The 18,397-nt window shown below is 38.3% G+C and carries 12 protein-coding genes; 6 read left to right on the top strand and 6 right to left on the bottom strand.

Annotated features, from left to right (window positions below; translation table 11 throughout):
* Positions 1-13 precede the first annotated feature (13 nt).
* From JET18_RS18225 to JET18_RS18215, 3 genes are all read left to right on the top strand, one after another.
* On the top strand, positions 14-2,614 hold the full coding sequence (locus JET18_RS18225) for a T9SS-dependent M36 family metallopeptidase (protein ID WP_202093438.1): 2,601 nt from the start codon (positions 14-16) through the stop codon (positions 2,612-2,614).
* Between the two features lie 288 nt (positions 2,615-2,902).
* Positions 2,903-3,883 (top strand): EamA family transporter, encoded by a 981-nt coding sequence (locus JET18_RS18220; RefSeq protein ID WP_202093436.1) that lies wholly within the window; start codon positions 2,903-2,905, stop codon positions 3,881-3,883.
* Positions 3,884-4,125: 242 nt separating this feature from the next.
* Positions 4,126-5,121: an alpha/beta fold hydrolase gene (locus JET18_RS18215; RefSeq protein ID WP_202093435.1), complete on the top strand. Its 996-nt coding sequence runs from the start codon at positions 4,126-4,128 to the stop codon at positions 5,119-5,121.
* 401 nt (positions 5,122-5,522) lie between these two features.
* Here the strand turns inward: JET18_RS18215 and rplS are convergent, their stop codons facing one another.
* Positions 5,523-5,879 carry a 50S ribosomal protein L19 gene (gene rplS, locus JET18_RS18210; protein WP_034704964.1) on the bottom strand — a complete coding sequence of 119 codons (357 nt, stop codon included), beginning with the start codon at positions 5,877-5,879 and terminating at the stop codon, positions 5,523-5,525.
* 292 nt (positions 5,880-6,171) lie between these two features.
* On the opposite strand from rplS, the gene JET18_RS18205 reads away from it, so the two are divergent.
* The gene (locus JET18_RS18205) at positions 6,172-8,910 is read left to right on the top strand and encodes a fibronectin type III domain-containing protein (RefSeq protein ID WP_202093434.1); all 2,739 of its coding nucleotides are present in this window, start codon (positions 6,172-6,174) and stop codon (positions 8,908-8,910) included.
* A 107-nt stretch (positions 8,911-9,017) separates the two neighbouring features.
* Here JET18_RS18205 and JET18_RS18200 read toward each other — a convergent pair whose 3' ends face one another.
* From JET18_RS18200 to JET18_RS18190, 3 genes are all read right to left on the bottom strand, one after another.
* A complete protein-coding gene (locus JET18_RS18200; protein WP_202093433.1) occupies positions 9,018-9,707 on the bottom strand; it encodes a DUF3667 domain-containing protein in 690 nt (229 codons plus the stop codon).
* 513 nt (positions 9,708-10,220) lie between these two features.
* A complete protein-coding gene (locus JET18_RS18195) occupies positions 10,221-11,747 on the bottom strand; it encodes a toxin-antitoxin system YwqK family antitoxin (RefSeq protein WP_202093432.1) in 1,527 nt (508 codons plus the stop codon).
* A gap of 303 nt (positions 11,748-12,050) precedes the next feature.
* Positions 12,051-12,533: a DoxX family protein gene (locus tag JET18_RS18190; RefSeq protein ID WP_202093431.1), complete on the bottom strand. Its 483-nt coding sequence runs from the start codon at positions 12,531-12,533 to the stop codon at positions 12,051-12,053.
* Between the two features lie 160 nt (positions 12,534-12,693).
* Here JET18_RS18190 and JET18_RS18185 point away from each other — a divergent pair, with 160 nt between their 5' ends.
* A complete protein-coding gene (locus JET18_RS18185; RefSeq protein WP_202093429.1) occupies positions 12,694-13,395 on the top strand; it encodes a CoA transferase subunit A in 702 nt (233 codons plus the stop codon).
* A 232-nt stretch (positions 13,396-13,627) separates the two neighbouring features.
* Here the strand turns inward: JET18_RS18185 and JET18_RS18180 are convergent, their stop codons facing one another.
* On the bottom strand, positions 13,628-15,430 hold the full coding sequence (locus JET18_RS18180) for an ABC transporter ATP-binding protein (RefSeq protein WP_202093428.1): 1,803 nt from the start codon (positions 15,428-15,430) through the stop codon (positions 13,628-13,630).
* 339 nt (positions 15,431-15,769) lie between these two features.
* Here JET18_RS18180 and JET18_RS18175 point away from each other — a divergent pair, with 339 nt between their 5' ends.
* On the top strand, positions 15,770-16,423 hold the full coding sequence (locus tag JET18_RS18175) for a CoA transferase subunit B (RefSeq protein ID WP_202093425.1): 654 nt from the start codon (positions 15,770-15,772) through the stop codon (positions 16,421-16,423).
* 1,158 nt (positions 16,424-17,581) lie between these two features.
* On the opposite strand, the gene JET18_RS18170 is transcribed toward JET18_RS18175, so the two are convergent.
* Positions 17,582-18,391, bottom strand: a complete 810-nt coding sequence (locus tag JET18_RS18170; RefSeq protein WP_202093423.1) for a DUF4197 domain-containing protein — start codon at positions 18,389-18,391, stop codon at positions 17,582-17,584.
* Between the last annotated feature and the right edge of the window lie 6 nt (positions 18,392-18,397).

Here is an 18,397-nt window from a genome sequence, read left to right as displayed (position 1 = left end):
TTTAATAGTAAAAATGAAAAAGATAACTCTACCTCTTTTGTTTGCTGTATTCACAGCATTTCCTATTAGTTTATTTTCTCAGGATAACAATAAGCTGATTAAAGATTATATTTCTCAAAACAAAACCAGAGAATATAAGAAGAACGATCTTACCAATTTCGTCATTGATAATGTTGACCCTTCAAAGTCAATGAGCGGAGAAGTTGTAAAGTTCCATCAGACCTATAACGGAATGCCGGTGTATGGTACTGCAGGAACCGTGTTAATTAAGGATAATAAAGTTGTTTATTATTCAGATAACTTTTTAAAAGATTATAACGGATCTACTTCTGCTACGGTAGGAATTACAAAAGAAGCAGCATTGCAGAGAATTGCTGAAGATTTAGGGAATGAGGAGGTTTCCAGACTTCCGATCATGAACTTTTTCGAAAAAGGACCTAATAAACTGACAGCAGCCAAACAAAGGCTGATGTACACAGCAGATGAAACTCAAAACCTGCGACTGGCCTATGAGTATCTGGTACATGTACCTAAAACATCAAACCACTGGAATATTCTGGTTGATGCCCATACCGGGAAAATTCTAAGTAAGCTTGATCTGAACCTTTCATGTAATTTCCATGATGAAGCATTTGCTCACGGTGAAAATACAATGGCTTCCCTGCCTCAGATAGAAACGGCTTACCCTGCAAGTAACAGTAATTTGGTGACTTTAGCACCGGATAATGCTTCCTACAACGTTTTCCCATTACCCGTAGAATCTCCTACGTTTGGAACAAGAGCTATTGTAAACAATCCATGGCTTATTACGTCTTCACCGGAAGGATGGCATTCTAATGTAACTAACCATTATACAACCACAAGAGGAAACAACGTATATGCTTATGATGATAAAGATGATGATGAGGACACATTCGGGATTTCTCCGGATGGCGGGGCAGCAAGAAACTTTGATTTCCCGTACAGCTCAACGGCTTTAGCTTCTGCTAATCTGTCTGCTGCTACCACGAATTTGTTTTATATAAGCAATAAAGTACATGATATTTTCTATAAGTTCGGGTTTACCGAATCTATAAGAAACTTCCAGAGCAATAACTTTGGAAACGGAGGCCTTGATGATGATGAGGTTTTTGCCCAATCTCAGGATGGCGGAGGCTTCAACAATGCCAATTTTGCCTCTTATCCTGATAACTACAACCCTGTAATGCAGATGTATCTGTGGTTGGGATCAAACCGTAAACTGTTTTACAACGCGCCTTCCGATGCTGTTGGCCGTATTGTAAATGCTGGTGTTGCCCAGTTTGGGACTCCTCTTAATGATGTAGGAATCACCGGAGATATAAAGCTTGCCAGCGTTATTGACGGATGTGCAGCATTGCCTGCCGGAGAATTAGCCGGAAAAATAGGTCTGGTAGAAAGAGGAGGCGTTTGCGGATTTTCAGTAAAAGTGAAAAATACTCAGAATGCAGGGGCTATTGGAACTATTATCTATAACAATACTGCCAATGGTTCTACCTTAATTAATATGGGAGGGACAGATGCTACTGTTACAATACCGTCTATCCTGGTTACAAATGCTGAAGGAGAGTATATTAAAGCAAAACTGGCGGCAAGTACTACAGTTAACGTTGATTTAAGAGTGGATGCCAAGTATGACGGAAGTTTCGATAACGGAATCGTTACCCACGAGTACGGTCACGGAATCTCTAACAGAATGACAGGTACTGGATATAATTGTTTAAACTCAAATGCGGACAGAGAGCAGATGGGAGAAGGCTGGTCCGATTTCTTTGCCTTGATGGTAACGAACAGACCTGGCGACAATGCTTCCGTACCAAGAGGAATGGGAACTTATCCTATCGGTCAGGCAACAACCGGAGGTGGTATCAGACCTGCGAAATATTCTCCTGATTTTGCCATCAATGGCTTTACTTACGGAGATACCAACGGAATGGAGTATGCCAATCAAAATGGGGTTCTTGTTCCGGATGTTCACTCTATCGGATTTATCTGGGCAACCATGCTATGGGATCTTCACTGGAAGTATGTTGAAAAATACGGTTATGCATCCGAGGTAACAGCCAATGCCACAAGTGGAAGCGCAAGAGTACTTCAGCTGGTAACAGACGCATTAAAGCTTCAGGCATGTAATCCTACTTTTATTGATGGCAGAGATGCTATACTTCAGGCTGAAATGGCAACAACTGCCGGAGTGGATAAATGTATGATCTGGAGAGTCTTTGCAAAAAGAGGTTTAGGAACAGGAGCTACGGCTGGAAATAAGCAGAATATCAACGACCAGACGGAAAGCTTTACTCTTCCTGAGGCATGTGCAGCATTGTCAACAGAAGAAGTTCAGGCTGCTAAAAATAAAATTTCCATCTATCCAAACCCTGCTAAGGACGAGTTTTATATTAACTTCCCAGGCACTACGATTGGAAAAGTAAGCCTGGAGATTTATGATATGTCCGGAAAACTGGTTTCTTCGGAAGATAAGATTTCACCGGATTCCAAAAAAGCAGTTTCTACGAATAATTTAGTGAACGGAACCTATATGGTAAAGGTAAAAGGCCTTGGTTTCGAATCTACAGCTAAAGTAATCGTTAAAAAATAATTAAGATTTATAAATAGGTAAGGAAGCCGGAAGAGGGAAGTTATTGAAGTCCAAAGAAAGAAATGCAGGTTGGCTTTATTAATTTTTAACTCCTTCAATAAATTTAAAAGTGGTGATTAGTATATAGTATAAAACTAACTTCCATCCTCCATCCTTTTGTCTTACTTACACAATCAATTTTAAAAATCGCCGCAAGCAAAGCTTGCGGCGATTTTATTTATCTATCATCCTGACGTCTCAGGGTACTTTCATTATTATGTTGTAACTTTGCAGGCTGTTAAAAAAATTATGAAGAAGAAAAATATACTCAAGGGAGTTTTATTCGTAGGAATCGGGGCAAGTATATACGGAATGCTGGCTACATTTGTAAAAATGGCTTATCATGATGGCTTTACGACATCTGAAGTGACCACTTCACAGTTTCTGCTGGGAATTGTTGGACTTTTAATCCTGAATTTTATCCAGACCATCACCTCAAAGCAGAAACTTTCATCGCCAAGTTCTAAAGAAGTGAGAATGCTGCTGCTTGCCGGAACATCTTTAGGGTGTACCAGTCTGTTCTATTATATTGCCGTTCAGTATATCAATGTTTCCATAGCAATCGTACTGCTGATGCAGTCTGTTTGGTTCAGTGTGGTGGTGGAAAGCATCATTGCAAAGAAGCTGCCTAATGCAAGAAAAGTAGTTTCAGTAATTATTGTTCTTGCAGGAACGATACTGGCTACCAACCTGATCAATATGGATATCGAACTCGACTGGCACGGGGTATTCTGGGGGATGATGGCCGCCGCTTCCTATACGATGACCATGTTCACATCCAATACACTGGCAACCCATCTTCCCGTATTCAGAAAAAGTATTATTATGCTTTGCGGAGGGGCAGTGGTTGTGTTTGGCTTCCTGTTTTTTGCCCAGATCGGGCCGATGTATTCGGACGGATTAAGATCATTATATTTAAATTTTACAGAAAATACAGAGCATATTCACGCGTTCAATTACTCAATATTCTGGACGTACGGGTTTATTCTGGCTTTATTTGGAACCATTGTTCCTCCTATTTTGTTCAATATCGGTTTCCCGAATGCAGGATTGGGACTGGGAAGCATTGTTTCATCATTGGAGCTGCCGGTTTCAGTAACGATGGCGTTTGTTCTGCTGGGTGAAAAAGTTTTACTCGTACAGTGGGTAGGAATTATCCTCATCCTTTTTGCAATTGTTCTGATGAATTTACCTGCAAAAAAAGAATTGAAAACAGTTGAAGTAGCTTAAAAAAACAATTAAATAGTGTTAAAAACCGTTCCTTTTGGAGCGGTTTTTTTAATTTTAACCTGAGTTCGGGTTAACAGGTAAGATTAAATGATTGGAAGAGTTTAAAAATTAATAAAGCCAGGGAATGTTTCCATCTTTGGACTTCAATAACTTCCCTTTTCCAGCTTCAGGCTTCCTGACAAAATTATAAGAAATGTCCTATTCCGAACTATGCTAATTTTAATATCTAAAACAAACCGCTCATGACCTATTTCAGAAAGGCAGTGGCTGTAACCATGCTGGCTGCAGTACCCACCTTCTTATTTTCGCAGATAAAACCACTGGATGCCATGCTGTCCGATTATCAATATCCATATGAAGTTCATTATCTGGATCTTAAATCTCAGCATAACGATCTTAAAATGGCTTATATGGATGTAAAACCCCAAAAGCCAAACGGAAAAACGATCATGCTTCTCCATGGAAAGAATTTTAACGGAGCCTATTGGGAAAAGACGGCAAAAGACCTTTCGGAAAAAGGGTTCAGAGTGATCATTCCGGATCAGATCGGATTTGGAAAATCTTCCAAACCCCAAAGCTACCAGTTTTCTTTTTCGCAGCTGGCTGAAAATACAAAAGCGATTTTAGATCAACTTCAGATTGATAAAACAATAGTGCTTGGACATTCTATGGGTGGAATGGTAGCCACAAGATTTACCCTTCTTTATCCCGAAAAAGTTCAGAGGCTGATCCTGGAAAACCCAATCGGGCTCGAAGATTATAAAGCCTTTGCAACCTATCAGACCATTGATAAGGCGTACCAGTCGGAGCTGAAAAATACTGCGGAAACGTATAAAAACTATCAGCTTAAATTTTACTACGACAACAAGTGGAAAGAAGAATATCAGCCGTGGCTGGATCTCATTGCAGGATGGACGCTTCATAAAGATTATCCGAAGGTAGCATGGGATGCTGCTTTAACCACAGATATGATCTATAACCAGCCTGTCTGCTACGAATTTAAAAATATCAAAACACCAACGCTGCTTATCATCGGTACCAGGGACAGAACTGCCATAGGAAAGGACAGAGCTCCCAAAGAACTTCAGCCTAAAATGGGGCAGTATCAGGAACTGGGCAAAAAGACCCAGCGTGAAATTCCCGGCTCAAAATTAGTTGAACTCGAAAACGTAGGCCACCTTCCTCATATTGAAGTCTATCCGAAATTTTTCACATCCTTATATGATTTTATTAAATAGATATTTGTGTATTATATTAATCTTAATTTGTTGATAATTAAGTGTATTTTTTTTGTTTTACTTTTTTAAATGAAATGCCTTTGTTTATCTTAATTAAAAAATCTTTGTCTAGCCTTGCGATAATTAAACACAAGGAAAGACTAAGAACTGATTTTAATTGCTTTAGATTAAGATAAACAAAGGCGTTTCACTTATTTTCGAAATACAAAGATTCCAGTCTTGAAGTTTGGTTCATTTTGTTTGACTACGTTGATCTGTGATTTTAAGACAAAAGAACAAATATAAAGAGTAACTTTTCTTGAAATTAAAACTGTAATCGGGAGCTGAGGCTCTCGAAGCTCCCAAATAAAAAGAGACTATCTGAATTAGATAGCCTCTTTTTGTATGTATTGTTGTCTGAATTACTTTTTCTTGTAAGCAGCATCTTTGATTCTAGCTTTCTTACCTCTAAGGTCTCTGAAGTAATAGATTCTAGATCTTCTAACTCTACCTCTTCTGTCAACTTCAATTTTCTGAAGTGCAGGCATGTTGATAGGGAATACTCTTTCTACACCTACATCACCGCTCATTTTTCTGATCGTGAATGTTTTTGTAGCGCCAGTACCTCTTAATTGGATAACGGTACCTTTGAAGAACTGAGTTCTTGTCTTCTGTCCTTCTTTAATTTCGTAATACACAGTAATTGTGTCTCCTGCTTTGAATTCAGGGAAATCTTTTTTAGTAATGTACTGATCTTGTACGTACTTTAATAAATCCATTTTTAATAAAATAAAATGTTAAAGCTAAGCAACTTACACGTTCTTCGTCAGAGGTTGAATAACAGGTCGCAAAGATACAAAATAGTTTTTGATTCTGCCAAATAATTAATGTGCTAAAAACAATAATTTTTTCACCCAAAACAGGCCGTAAAATTAACGGTTCTTTTAAATTCCCATCAGGAACAGTTTATATAGGAATTCTACTTTTGCCGGAAATTAAAAAATCAGTTCAGAATTTTTTTAATGATCTGATTTACAAATTAAAATAAATCTATACAAAAGTAAAAATTTTATGAAACATTATTTCTTCTTTTTCTGTTTTGCCGTCCAGATGGCATTCGGGCAGACCCTGTTTCCTTATCTGCAGAATCCGACGCCGAATTCAATGATCGTCAACTGGAAAACAGCCTCCAATAACGAAACTACAGTAATCTACGGAACCTCTGCAGCCAATTTGAATGTAACGGTTACCGGAACAACAAACATTTTCTCTGATACAGGTTATAACAACAACTATTATTACCACACTGCAAAAATTGCAGGCCTGCAGCCGAATACAAAATACTATTATAAGGTAAAGACCGGAACTACGGAATCGGCAGTCTACAACTTCAGAACACTTCCATTACCGGGACAGCCAGTAACAGCAGATGGAAAAATACGTTTCCTGATCATGGGAGACAACCAGATCAAAGCGGAACCTAGATATGATTCTCTGACTTTGAATGCTTACAAAAAACTAAAACAGAAATTCGGAGCCAATTCTGATCCTTCTGATAATATTGCCCTTACTTTTATGGTGGGAGACCAGGTAGACGTGGGAACTTTGGATCATTATGAAAATGTTCACTTTAAAAAGAACATCAAGTTATCACCTTACCTTCCTATCCAGACCACGGTAGGAAATCATGAGACGTATGGAAGCCTTGGGATGAATTCTTATTATGCCCACTTCTATATTGATGAAATAGGATACAAAAATATTTTTTCAGGAAACGAAAACTATTATGCCCAGCAGGCAGGAAACGTTCTGTTTGTAAGTTTAAGCTCTGAACATACAGGAACAGCCCAGCAGACGTGGCTTTCCCAGGTTTTGACTGAGGCAAATAATGACCCTACGGTTGACTGGATCATTTCTTTAAGCCACAGGCCTTACCAGGCAGAGCAGTATGTGGGAGATATTTCTACATGGGTACGAAATAATGCGGTTCCTTTACTGACGACTTCCAATAAATATTTAATGCATGTGGGAGCCCACCACCATTTATACCACAGAGGACAGCTGAAAAATACCCCGAATTACCAGATTATTTCCGGAGGTACAGCATGGGACCAGTATTGGGGAATGTCTAATGAGCAGGATTTTGATGATGTACAGAAAACACTGACGGACTGGACTTACCAGATCGTAGAGGTAGATACACAAAATGGAAAAGTAGATATCGAATCCTATTCAATAGGGGGAGTTTATAACAGAAAATACAATGAACTTGTAGATACTTTCCACCGATATAAAAACCAGCCGAAGCCTTCGAAACCGAGTGTAAGCAATACTTTCACAGCTCCGGTAACGCTGCCGCTTACACTGAACGGAAGCGCCTTTGCATCATCCAACGGCGAACTTCTGAACACGACACAGTTCATGATCAGTAAAGCTCCTGATTTCTCTGTAGTTGAAAAAGAATTCTACCGTGACTATGAAAACTGGTTCGGAAAAGACGGAAACGGAACTCCGGACAGAACAAAAGATTTAAATGCCGGGGTTGATATTACCAAAGCAACAATCGCAGCAAACTCAATTTCAAACGGAATATATTACGTAAAAGTCCGATACAGAGACAGAAACCTGGAATGGAGCGACTGGAGCGATGTGAAACAGTTTGAAGTGTCAGGAAGTGTGGTTTCAAATCCTACATTTGTTTTAGATAAAACTGAATACACACAGAATGAGCCTATAACAGCTACTTACACTGGTGGTCCGGGAAATCAGCAGGATTGGGTAGGACTTTACAAAAAAGGACAGACACCTGCTGCAACCACTTCCCAAGGCTTCCTTTATACGAACGGACAGACCGCAGGAACAGCAGTTTTCACCAATGGTTTAGCCAATAAAGGTCAGTATTTCGCAGGATTCTTTGCGAATGGAGGCTACACGGAAATTACAGGCAGAAAAAGCTTTTATGTAGGCCCGAAAGTACAGCTTCAGACTACCGCAGATACGTATCCGGTAGGCGGAACAGTGGTTATTAATTACAGCAACGGACCGAATTTAGTGAAAGACTGGATCGGGATTTATAAAATGGGCCAGACACCGGGAACGAATACTTCTATCAAATGGAGCTACGTGACAACACCTTCCGGAACATTGAATTTCACAGGGCTTCCGAAAGGATATTACTACGCCCAGTACCTGCTTGAAGACGGATATACAGGAATCGGAGATAAAGTATTCTTTAAAGTAGGGGATATTGTAACGGAACTGTGGATCAACAAGCCGGTGTATACATTAGGTGAAAATATTACAGCTTCATGGACGGATTCTCCGGGAATTATCAAAGACTGGCTGGGAATTTATCCTCAGAGCATTCAGACACCGGATGATAATTTTGTTTCTTATACTTACTTTGACGGGGTTACCCAGGGAACAAAAACAATTCAGGGAACAGCACTTCCTACCACTCCGGGTAATTATTATATGGTGATGTTTACGAATGACTCCTATACGGAAGTATCCAACAGAAAGCAGTTCCAGGTAACAGCCGGAACATTGGGAACGGATGAAGCAAAAAGTACCGAGAAAAATGTAGTTTTATATCCTAATCCTACAAAACCGGGCGAACCAACCTTCATTAAGAGTGATTACCCGATTGAGAAGATTGAACTTGTTTCAGCATCAGGACAACTGCTGTATGAATCAAAGAATATCAATAACCAGCGCTTCTCTTTAGTGAATGAAAACCTTCCGAAAGGAGTGTATTTCGTGAAAGTTCACACCAGAAAATTATTTACTTTAAAACTGGTAATACAGTAAGATTCTAACAATATCGTGAAAAAGCAGGAAATTTATTTCCTGCTTTTTTTATGTAATATAAACAGGAACAGGAAAATACAAATAACAATAATCATCGCTTTTACTTTTTAATGGTGTACGATTAGGTTCATTAAAGCTCCTAAAATCATGATCGAAATACCAAACGTGATCATTCCCAATACGTAGGAAGCAAGGGCTTTAAAATAGCTGGCTGCTCTGGATTTATCAAAGAATTGCCCTACAGCCCAGGAAAAATAGGCAAACACAATCACGGCGGCAATCGGCATGAGATGAAATTTCGTCACTCCTTCCAAAATGGCAAAAGCCGAGAACATCAGCATTTCCATTCCAAGAATAAAGCATAGCAGAATTAATATTTCAAAAAAATTGTAATCATACTTCCTGAAAAATATTTTTAACCAGAAAGCAATAAACCCACCCATTATAATATTGGAATATCCGTAATGCCCCTGAACCCAGCTGTTAATAGCATTGAGTTGCTGATCTTTTCCACCGTCAATTTTTATATAGCCTGCTTCAATATGGAAAAAATGATTGATCAGCGTATAAATCAGTGAGGTGACAATAATAAATATCACCGGTTTCACAAGCCTGCTTCTGTTTTCACTGATGAAATGCCTGATGTTTTCTCCGGGTTTTATCAGTAATTCTCTTATCGTATATAAAATACCTCTTTCAAAATGTAAAACGTGTTCAATTTCATGGAGAATGTAACGTCCGTCTATTCTCTTAGGTTTTAAATTTTGTTGACAGTTTGAGCAAAATTCTTCATTCATAGCAGTTTAAGTTTTAAATGCAAAAAAAGCTAAATGAATTGAAATAAGCTTTACACTTTAGTTTAGTTTTTAATGCTTTTTACCAATAAAAATTTAAAACAAATTCATTATCCAACAGAACAGAAAAAAATAATGCTGAGGATAAATTTCGGTATATTCAATCATTCTTTACTTGAATATTTTCCCGCAGATTCCACAGATTTCTCAGATTTTTTTATGCACTCAGACACTTCGCTTCGTCAAATCAATCGAAGATTGATTTCCTCTTTGCTTCGCTTCAATCTACAGCATAATAAATCATTCTTTGCGTCAAATGAACATCTTCTTTTTACCACAAATAGCACAAATAATTTCACAAATAGCACCATCATGTCAAAGATTTTGTGCCATTCGTGAAAAACATTTGTGAAATTCGTGTTTAAAAAATCACACATACATAAACCGTTTAAAATCTTAGAAAAAACAAAACCGACCATTACAAACAGCCGGTTTTTTATTGAAATTTAAAATATTTTAGAAATCATACAGAAGATCAGCTTCCTGTAAAGTCGCGCTAAAAGCAGTATAAGGATCCTGAGGTTCAGCATCTGCAAGGAGTTTTGAATCCTGAACAAGCTTTCCTTCAGGATTATAAAACTTCAATAGCAGCCATTTTCCGCTGCGTTCTATTTCTTTTAACCCAGACTCGGTTTTATACTTGATTTTTCCGCTCTGAAGAACACCGTCTTTTACAACAGCTTTATTTCCCGGCTTTCCTTTCACATACTGCACAATCTGGGCTGTAAAACCTTCCGCTTCTTCCAAAGGCTGGCTGTAGGTATAGACAACACTTCCTTTATCATCATAAATGGTTGAATCGTACCCGGTTTGTTTGGTATTCAGCTTTTTCTCTGATTTTACTCTTTTGTTTTCACCAAATGATTTCGAATATACCAGAATACCGTCTTTATATTGCTGCTCACCCATATTGCCGTCATACACCGTTCCGTTATAGGGCAGATCATCTTTATAGGTTAACGTCCCTTTCAGTCCTCCGTCCGGGGAATAGTATTTGATTTCCTGTATTGAACCATCTTTTAATACATTTTCAGAAGACAGTTTTCCGTTGTCATCAAAAAATTTATTCAGTATAGGAGAACCGTTTTTATAAATATCAATGGTAGAAAAACCGGTAAGTTCACTGTTGTACTGATAATCTTCACCATCCTGAGGCGTATAGACATTCGATTCCTTGTCATATACATAGGTTAGGTTTCCTAATTTTTTTCCGGCTTCATCATAGGTTGTTTTATAGCCGTCTTTTTTGCTCATTTTCTGTTCCTGAAGGATTTTTCCACTTTTTGAATAGGTAACTCCTTCCTTTACAGTTCCGTCGCTCTTGTACTTTTCAATTTTGGAAACCTTCATTGGGTTAAAATAATATTCTACCAGAATAGTTTCATCCGCGCTGCCGGAATTACTGGTGCCAATATGTTTTCCTTTATCACCGTAATATTTAGTTTCATACTTACCGCTGCTGTCTGTAGTAATTTCATAACGGATCCCTTTGATGTCTTCATCATAAGCGATGGTTTTAAAAGAATCAGAGCTTTCATAAGTCGTGATGCTGTTAAAAAGAGAATAGCCGTCCGGATCTTTATAAGTGTACATTTTTCCCTTAAAAGTGCCGTCTGCTTTATAAACCAGATCCTCCAAAGGCCTTCCTTTATCATCATAAGTCTGTGAAGGTCCTATCTGTTTCCCCTCCGAATAGGTACCTGAGCTTACGATTTTGCCTTCAGGGCTGTACCATGTTACTTTACCGTCATAAATTTCGCTGCCCGGTGTAGCATCCGAAGCAAGGCCTTCCATCTGAAGCTTTCCGTTTTTATAGAAATCTTTAATCAGGGTAAGCTTGCCTTTGGTTTCAGTTTCCCGGTAAAATTCCATTTTATCCTGAGTGGTTTTTTCCCAGTTTTCATCAAAATAGATCTTCTCCTGAGCGCTGATGCTGATGCTTAGAAACAGGGCAAGAACTGCTGAAGTAAATAATTTTTTCATGTTTTTATGATAGTTTAAATGATTTAGCTTTTAAAATAGGGTGTTGAGTTAAAATATTCCGGAAATAAACACGGCACAGAGAAGAAACTGCTGGATTAGCAGAGAAAATTTTTTTCATACAAATTGCGTTCAATATTTTGTTGATGTGATGATCCCGGTTGAAATAAGCCAACCTTTGATTTTATCATGTCAAATATAAGTCAAATTGATGAGAAATAAATGAAATTTCAAGCTGAAAACCACCGTAAAATCACGGAATTTTTCAGAAAATCAGGTAGAATGATCTTTGTAAATGAATAATGATTATTTCCTTCTCCAGTGTATCCATCGGTCGATTCCGAAAGCTTTATATCCGTAAAGAGAAAACATTCCCAATAGCATAATAAACAGAACCTGTGGCAGAAAAAAGAAGTACGTAAGCCATGTGAAACCGTCCATAGAGCGCGTTCCTACAGCAGGATCAATGGGAACCAATTCGGTAGGAATGGAATGCAGATCTTTAGTGACCAAAGCCACAAGCATAATGACAATTAACGACAGCGAGCTGAATCTCGTCAGCAACCCCAATAATAAAAGAAGTCCCCAGAATGCTTCGTTAAAAGCCACAAAATCGGCCATAAACTGAGGATTGGAAAAGCCTAAGCTGCTGATGGTTTTAAGCATATAACCCTGGAAAACAGGATGGAAAAGTTTATTCAATCCGGTAATAAAAAAGAACAGTCCGATGCAGATTCTGCAGATCACGTAAAAAAGGTCTCCGGCTTTAGTGAATGTATTTTTTTCCATTTAATATTGATAATCGTTTAAAACTTTTCTGCTTGTGAAGGATGTTCCCAACTATGATAACAAAATACGCAAAAAGTTAGATCAGAATTCAAATAAATTCCTGAGTACTGTAGATATGAGAAAAATGATTAAATTTAACGGACAGAAAATCTAATATTTCATGATAGATAAAAGAGTAAAAAATGCAAAGGAAGCCATCGAAGGAATTAAAGATGGAATGACTTTAATGCTGGGCGGATTCGGTCTGTGCGGTATTCCTGAAAACTCAATAAATGCTTTGGTAGAAAGCGATGTGAAAGATGTAACATGTATTTCAAACAATGCAGGCGTCGACGATTTTGGATTAGGACTGCTGCTTCAGAAAAGACAGATCAAAAAAATGATCTCTTCCTATGTAGGAGAAAATGCAGAATTTGAGAGACAGATGCTGTCTGGAGAGCTGGAAGTAGAACTGACACCACAGGGAACTTTAGCAGAAAAATGCAGAGCGGCACAGGCGGGAATTCCTGCTTTTTATACACCTGCAGGTTACGGAACAGAGATCGCAGAAGGGAAGGAGGTGAAAGATTTTAACGGAAAACCTCATATCCTTGAACATGCCTACAACGCAGATTTCTCAATTGTAAAAGCATGGAAAGGCGATCATGCCGGAAACCTGATCTTCAAAGGTTCGGCAAGGAATTTCAACCATCCGATGGCAGGTGCTGCAAAAATTACCATCGCTGAAGTTGAAGAGCTGGTAGAAGTGGGAACCCTTGATCCCAACCAGATTCACATTCCGGGAATTATGATCCAGAGAATATTCCAGGGCGAGAAATTTGAAAAAAGAATCGAGCAGAGAACAGTCAGAACTAAAGAATAGTTTAATGATAAACTTGTTTAAAATTTTATATTTTGAACCATTAAGGTGAAATAAGTTATTAAGAATATGAAGTTGAGCTTTGCTTTAAGAAGAGTACAGCTTAAAAAATCAGAATGATTCATCTTCACTAAACTTATCCTCTTAAACTCTTAATCGTTCAAAAACAGATTTTAACCAGGAATTTTTACAATAAAAACAAAGCGCTGAAGTTATCTTCAGCGCTTTGTTTGTTTTATGCCTGCGGATTGAGGGTTTTTCTTTCCCCGATCTGCTGCCGCCACATGGCGTAGTATAATCCTTTTTCAGAAATCAGATTCTCGTGAGATCCCATTTCCACGACCTGTCCGCGTTCAAGAACATAAATTCTGTCTGCATGCATAATCGTACTCAGACGGTGAGCAATAAGAACCGTGATCTGTTCTCTTTCTTTTGAAATATTCTTGATTGTAGATGTGATTTCCTCTTCAGTGATGCTGTCCAGCGCTGAAGTGGCCTCGTCAAAAATCAGTAAATGAGGCTTTCTTAAAAGAGCTCGGGCAATAGCAATTCTTTGTTTTTCCCCGCCGCTTAATTTCAGTCCGCCTTCACCAATCACCGTTTCAATTCCTTTTTCCGCTCTTTCCAGTAATGCGGTACAGCTTGATTTTTCCAAAGCAACAGCCAGTTCAGATTCCGTAGCATTTGGATTCACAAAAAGAAGATTTTCTTTGATGGTTCCGGCAAAAAGCTGGGTATCCTGGGTCACAAAACCAATCTGGTTTCTCAGTTCATCAAAATCAAATTCTTTCCCGTTGATCGTATTGTAGAAAATATTGCCTTCCTGAGGCCTGTAAAGCCCAACCAGCAGCTTTACCAGGGTGCTTTTCCCCGAACCGCTTGGTCCCACAAAAGCAATGGTTTCTCCATTTTTAACATCAAAAGAAATATTATTCAATGCTTTATACTGGGCTGATTGGTGTTTGAAAGATACATGTTTGAATTCCAGTTCTTCAATAGCACCGATCTGTTTCGGATGCAGAGGCTTTTCTTCCACATCTTTTTTCATCAGGTTATCAAAATTTTGAAGTGAGGCTTCAGCTTCACGGTAAGAAATAATGATGTTCCCGATTTCCTGCATCGGTCCGAAAATAAAGAATCCATAAAACATCAGAGACAGGTATTGTCCGGGAGTTACAATATTTTTAAAGATCAAATACAACAAGGTTAATGTGATCAATTGCTGTAGAAAATTCACCATTGTTCCCTGAATAAAGCTCAAAGAACGGATGCTTTTAACCTTTCTGAGTTCCAGCCCGAGAATTTTATACGTATTGTTATTTAAACGGATAACTTCCTGATTGGTTAATCCTAAACTCTTTACAATTTCAATATTCCTTAAGCTTTCCGTGGTACTTCCGGCCAAAGATGTGGTTTCCGATACGATATTCTTCTGAATAACTTTGATTCTTTTACTCAGTAAGTTGGTGATAAAGGCGATCAGAAAAATTCCGCAGATATAAACCGGCATAATCGACCAGTGAAGGCGGATGGCATACACGGAAACGAAAATAATACTGACTAAAATTCCAAAGAAAATATTAATGAAGTTGGTGATGAATTTTACAGAATCCTCCCTTACTTTCGTTAATATAGATAAGGTTTCACCACTCCTCTGATCCTCAAATTCCTGATAAGGCAGCGCCATGGAATGTTTCAGACCGTCTGTAAAGATTTTCGCTCCAAATTTTTGGGTAATAACACTTACCGCATAATCCTGAAAAGCCTTGGCAATACGGCTTATCATCGCAGTTCCGATCAGCAGTCCCAAAAAATAGAAAGCACCGTGATAGGCTTCGCTCCCGTATAAATATTCGTTCAGATTACGGGGTAAAAGCTTTTCCTTATCGAAAAAATTAGGATGCGTAACCAGCTGATCCAGGATATTACCCGTAATAGCCGGCGCAAATAAAGAAAAAACCTGATTAATGGTTGCCAACAGCAAAGAAATGACAATCAGCCATTGGTAAGGCTTGAGATATCTTAAAAGTATTTTCATTCTGATAAATAATGTTGCAAAATTAGAGATATTATTTTGACTTATGGTATTAAGGTGAGTTTGGGTTAAAAAAATTAATATTACATGGCTGGAGGCTTTAAGTTACGGGGTTTGGGTTTAAGTGTCGGAGAGTTTGAGCGTTTCTGAATATGGGATACGGGTATAAGAGTGAAAGATTTATAATGTTTTAATATTGAAAATACAGATCGCCTTCTTAGTCTCTCTCAGCCTTTACCTCAACCTTAGCCTCATACCTGAAATCCGGCATCACTAATTTTGAATCACAAAGCCCTTTTGTATTCAAGTGAAAAGAATTAAATTGCAGTCTAAGTTTTTACTATGCTTACAAAAGAACAAATTGCCAAAAGAATTTCAAAAGAACTGAAAGATCGTTATTATGTAAACCTGGGAATCGGGATTCCTACTTTGGTTGCCAACTATGTCCCGGATGGTATTTCCGTAGAATTCCAGAGTGAAAACGGAGTTCTGGGAATGGGGCCGTTTCCTTTCGAAGGAGAAGAAGATGCCGATATCATCAATGCCGGAAAACAGACCATCACCATTCTGCCGGGAGGTTCATTTTTCGATTCTGCTTTCAGTTTCGGGATGATCCGCGGTCAGAAAGTAGATCTTACTATTCTTGGAGCCATGGAAGTATCCGAAAACGGAGATATTGCCAACTGGAAAATTCCCGGAAAAATGGTCAAAGGAATGGGTGGAGCAATGGACCTTGTGGCTTCTGCAGAAAACATTATCGTTGCCATGATGCACGTGAACAAAGCAGGAGAAAGCAAGATCCTGAAAAAATGCAGCCTTCCGCTTACAGGGGTCAACTGCGTGAAGAGAGTCGTAACCGAATTAGCTGTACTGGACGTTACTCCGGCTGGGTTCAAACTTATTGAAAGAGCACCGGGCGTTTCAGTGGAACACATCATAAAATCTACAGAAGCAGATCTGATCATTGAAGGTGAAATTCCTGAAATGCAATTCTAAATACAATAAACCTTGCCGATAGCGAGGTTTTTTTATATCATGTAAAAAAGTATTCCCACAAGTGTTTTACGCTCGCAGATTTTGCAGATTGGGCAAACTTTTCAAGTACAGATTTACACAGATTAGCACAGATTTTTACAAAGATTGATTTTCCAACTATGACAAAATCGACATAGGAAAATGGAGCGTTAAGAAAATAAATTCTGTGAACGTTAAGAAAATTCTACTGTCTGAAGCGCGAGACCTATTCTGAATCGAATAACCCATATTGAACTCGCGCAAGTTTTAGAATTTTTAGTGAACAGAATTTATTTTTAGCGGAAGTTTCCCGGTCTTGAATTTTTGCTTCTTTTGTTTCAAGACAAAAGAATAATAGGATAAAAAAAGTTTGTTTATTGTCATATTTCCCACTGATTTACACAGATTAGCACAGATTTTTACAAAGATTAATATTTCCAGCTACGACAAAGCCGACATAGGAAAATGGAGCGTTAAGAAAATAAATGCTGTGAACGTTAAGAAAATTCTATTGTCTGAAGCGCGAGACCTATTCTGAATCGAATAACCCATATTGAACTCGCGCAAGTTTTAGAATTTTTAGTGAACAGAATTTATTTTTAGCGGAAGTTTCCCAGTCTTGAAATATCATTCGTCGACTTTATGGAGACAATTTTTGCTTCTTTTGTTTCAAGACAAAAGAATAATAGGATAAAAAAAGTTTGTTTATTGTCATATTTCCCACAGATTTACACAGATTAGCACAGATTTTTACAAAGATTAATATTTCCAGCTACGACAAAACCGACATAGGAAAATGGAGCGTTAAGAAAATAAATGCTGTGAACGTTAAGAAAATTCTACTGTCCGAAGCGCGGGACAGCTGTTGAAACGAAAAAGCAACAGTACATCCGCGCAAGTTTTAGAATTTTTAGTGAACAGAATTTATTTTTAGCGGAAGTTTCCCGGTCTTGAAATATCATTCGTCGACTTTATGGAGACAATTTTTGTTTCTTTTGCTTCAAGGCAAAAGAAAAAGGCTGTTTCAATCTCTCAAAACAGCCTTTTTATGCTTAAATTTGTCTAATACTGAAATATAGTTGAAGATACATTGCCTCGGTATGGCATCACTAAAAATCTTAGTTGTAAGCCAACAAACATCTATTTCGAATCCTGAGCTCCAAAAACCTTCTGTAAAATAGAAGTTGTTCTCATGGCAGGCGTATTTCTTATTCTGCTTTCCTTTTCAGCGACCATTTTGAAAACCCCATTGATGGTTTCTGTCGTAACGTATTCGTTAAGGTCGGTCGTTACAGATTGTCCTGTAAACGTATTGTATTTTGAAATCAGGTTTTTCCAGACTGTATCTGCGCCTACTTTTCCCAGTGAAGCTTTTACTTTCGGCTGGAAAGCGGTGAACAGCTGGCTCTGTGTTTTGGTTTGTAAATAATTGGTGGCTGCATTATCACTGCTCAGCAGAATATTTTTAGCATCAGCAATAGTCATTGAAGTAATGGCTTTGGTGAAAATAGGAGCAGCTTCCGTTACCGCATCTTCGGCAGCTCTGTTTAATAATTTAACCCCTTCATCAGCAAGGCTTCCCATTCCTAAGGAACGGAGTGTGGTATCGATCTTTCTTAACTTTTCCGGCATTAAGATTTTAACCGCTTCATTTTTCAAAAAACCGTCTGTTAAAGCCAGTTTTTTTACTCCATCTGTTACTCCCATGCTTAAAGCTTCTTTGAGTCCGGAAGAGATCTGCGATGAGGTAAGGCTTCCCAGATTTACAGAAGAACTTTTAGTTGGAGTTGTTGTAGTGGTAGCAGCAGTTGTGGAAGTTTTAGGCTTTGAAGGGTTTTCAAGGTCAACCCCTGTCTGGCTTTTCACTGTAGATTTGATTATGTCTAAAAGCTGTGCCTGTGCGGAAACTGAAAATAAGAGTCCTGCCGCAAAAAGAATGTTTTTTCTCATTGTATT

Source organism: Chryseobacterium endalhagicum, from assembly GCF_016745235.1.
GTDB lineage: Bacteria > Bacteroidota > Bacteroidia > Flavobacteriales > Weeksellaceae > Chryseobacterium > Chryseobacterium endalhagicum.
The sequence above is the reverse complement of the archived record's forward strand: the minus strand, read 5'-3'. Positions and strand labels throughout refer to the sequence as shown.

Bases quoted from the DNA above. Each gene is read 5' to 3' on its own strand.
- JET18_RS18225 (WP_202093438.1), top strand. From the start codon at position 14: ATGAAAAAGATAACTCTACCTCTTTTGTTTGCTGTATTCACAGCATTT.
- JET18_RS18220 (WP_202093436.1), top strand. From the start codon at position 2,903: ATGAAGAAGAAAAATATACTCAAGGGAGTTTTATTCGTAGGAATCGGG.
- JET18_RS18215 (WP_202093435.1), top strand. From the start codon at position 4,126: ATGACCTATTTCAGAAAGGCAGTGGCTGTAACCATGCTGGCTGCAGTA.
- rplS (WP_034704964.1), bottom strand. From the start codon at position 5,879: ATGGATTTATTAAAGTACGTACAAGATCAGTACATTACTAAAAAAGAT.
- JET18_RS18205 (WP_202093434.1), top strand. From the start codon at position 6,172: ATGAAACATTATTTCTTCTTTTTCTGTTTTGCCGTCCAGATGGCATTC.
- JET18_RS18200 (WP_202093433.1), bottom strand. From the start codon at position 9,707: ATGAATGAAGAATTTTGCTCAAACTGTCAACAAAATTTAAAACCTAAG.
- JET18_RS18195 (WP_202093432.1), bottom strand. From the start codon at position 11,747: ATGAAAAAATTATTTACTTCAGCAGTTCTTGCCCTGTTTCTAAGCATC.
- JET18_RS18190 (WP_202093431.1), bottom strand. From the start codon at position 12,533: ATGGAAAAAAATACATTCACTAAAGCCGGAGACCTTTTTTACGTGATC.
- JET18_RS18185 (WP_202093429.1), top strand. From the start codon at position 12,694: ATGATAGATAAAAGAGTAAAAAATGCAAAGGAAGCCATCGAAGGAATT.
- JET18_RS18180 (WP_202093428.1), bottom strand. From the start codon at position 15,430: ATGAAAATACTTTTAAGATATCTCAAGCCTTACCAATGGCTGATTGTC.
- JET18_RS18175 (WP_202093425.1), top strand. From the start codon at position 15,770: ATGCTTACAAAAGAACAAATTGCCAAAAGAATTTCAAAAGAACTGAAA.
- JET18_RS18170 (WP_202093423.1), bottom strand. From the start codon at position 18,391: ATGAGAAAAAACATTCTTTTTGCGGCAGGACTCTTATTTTCAGTTTCC.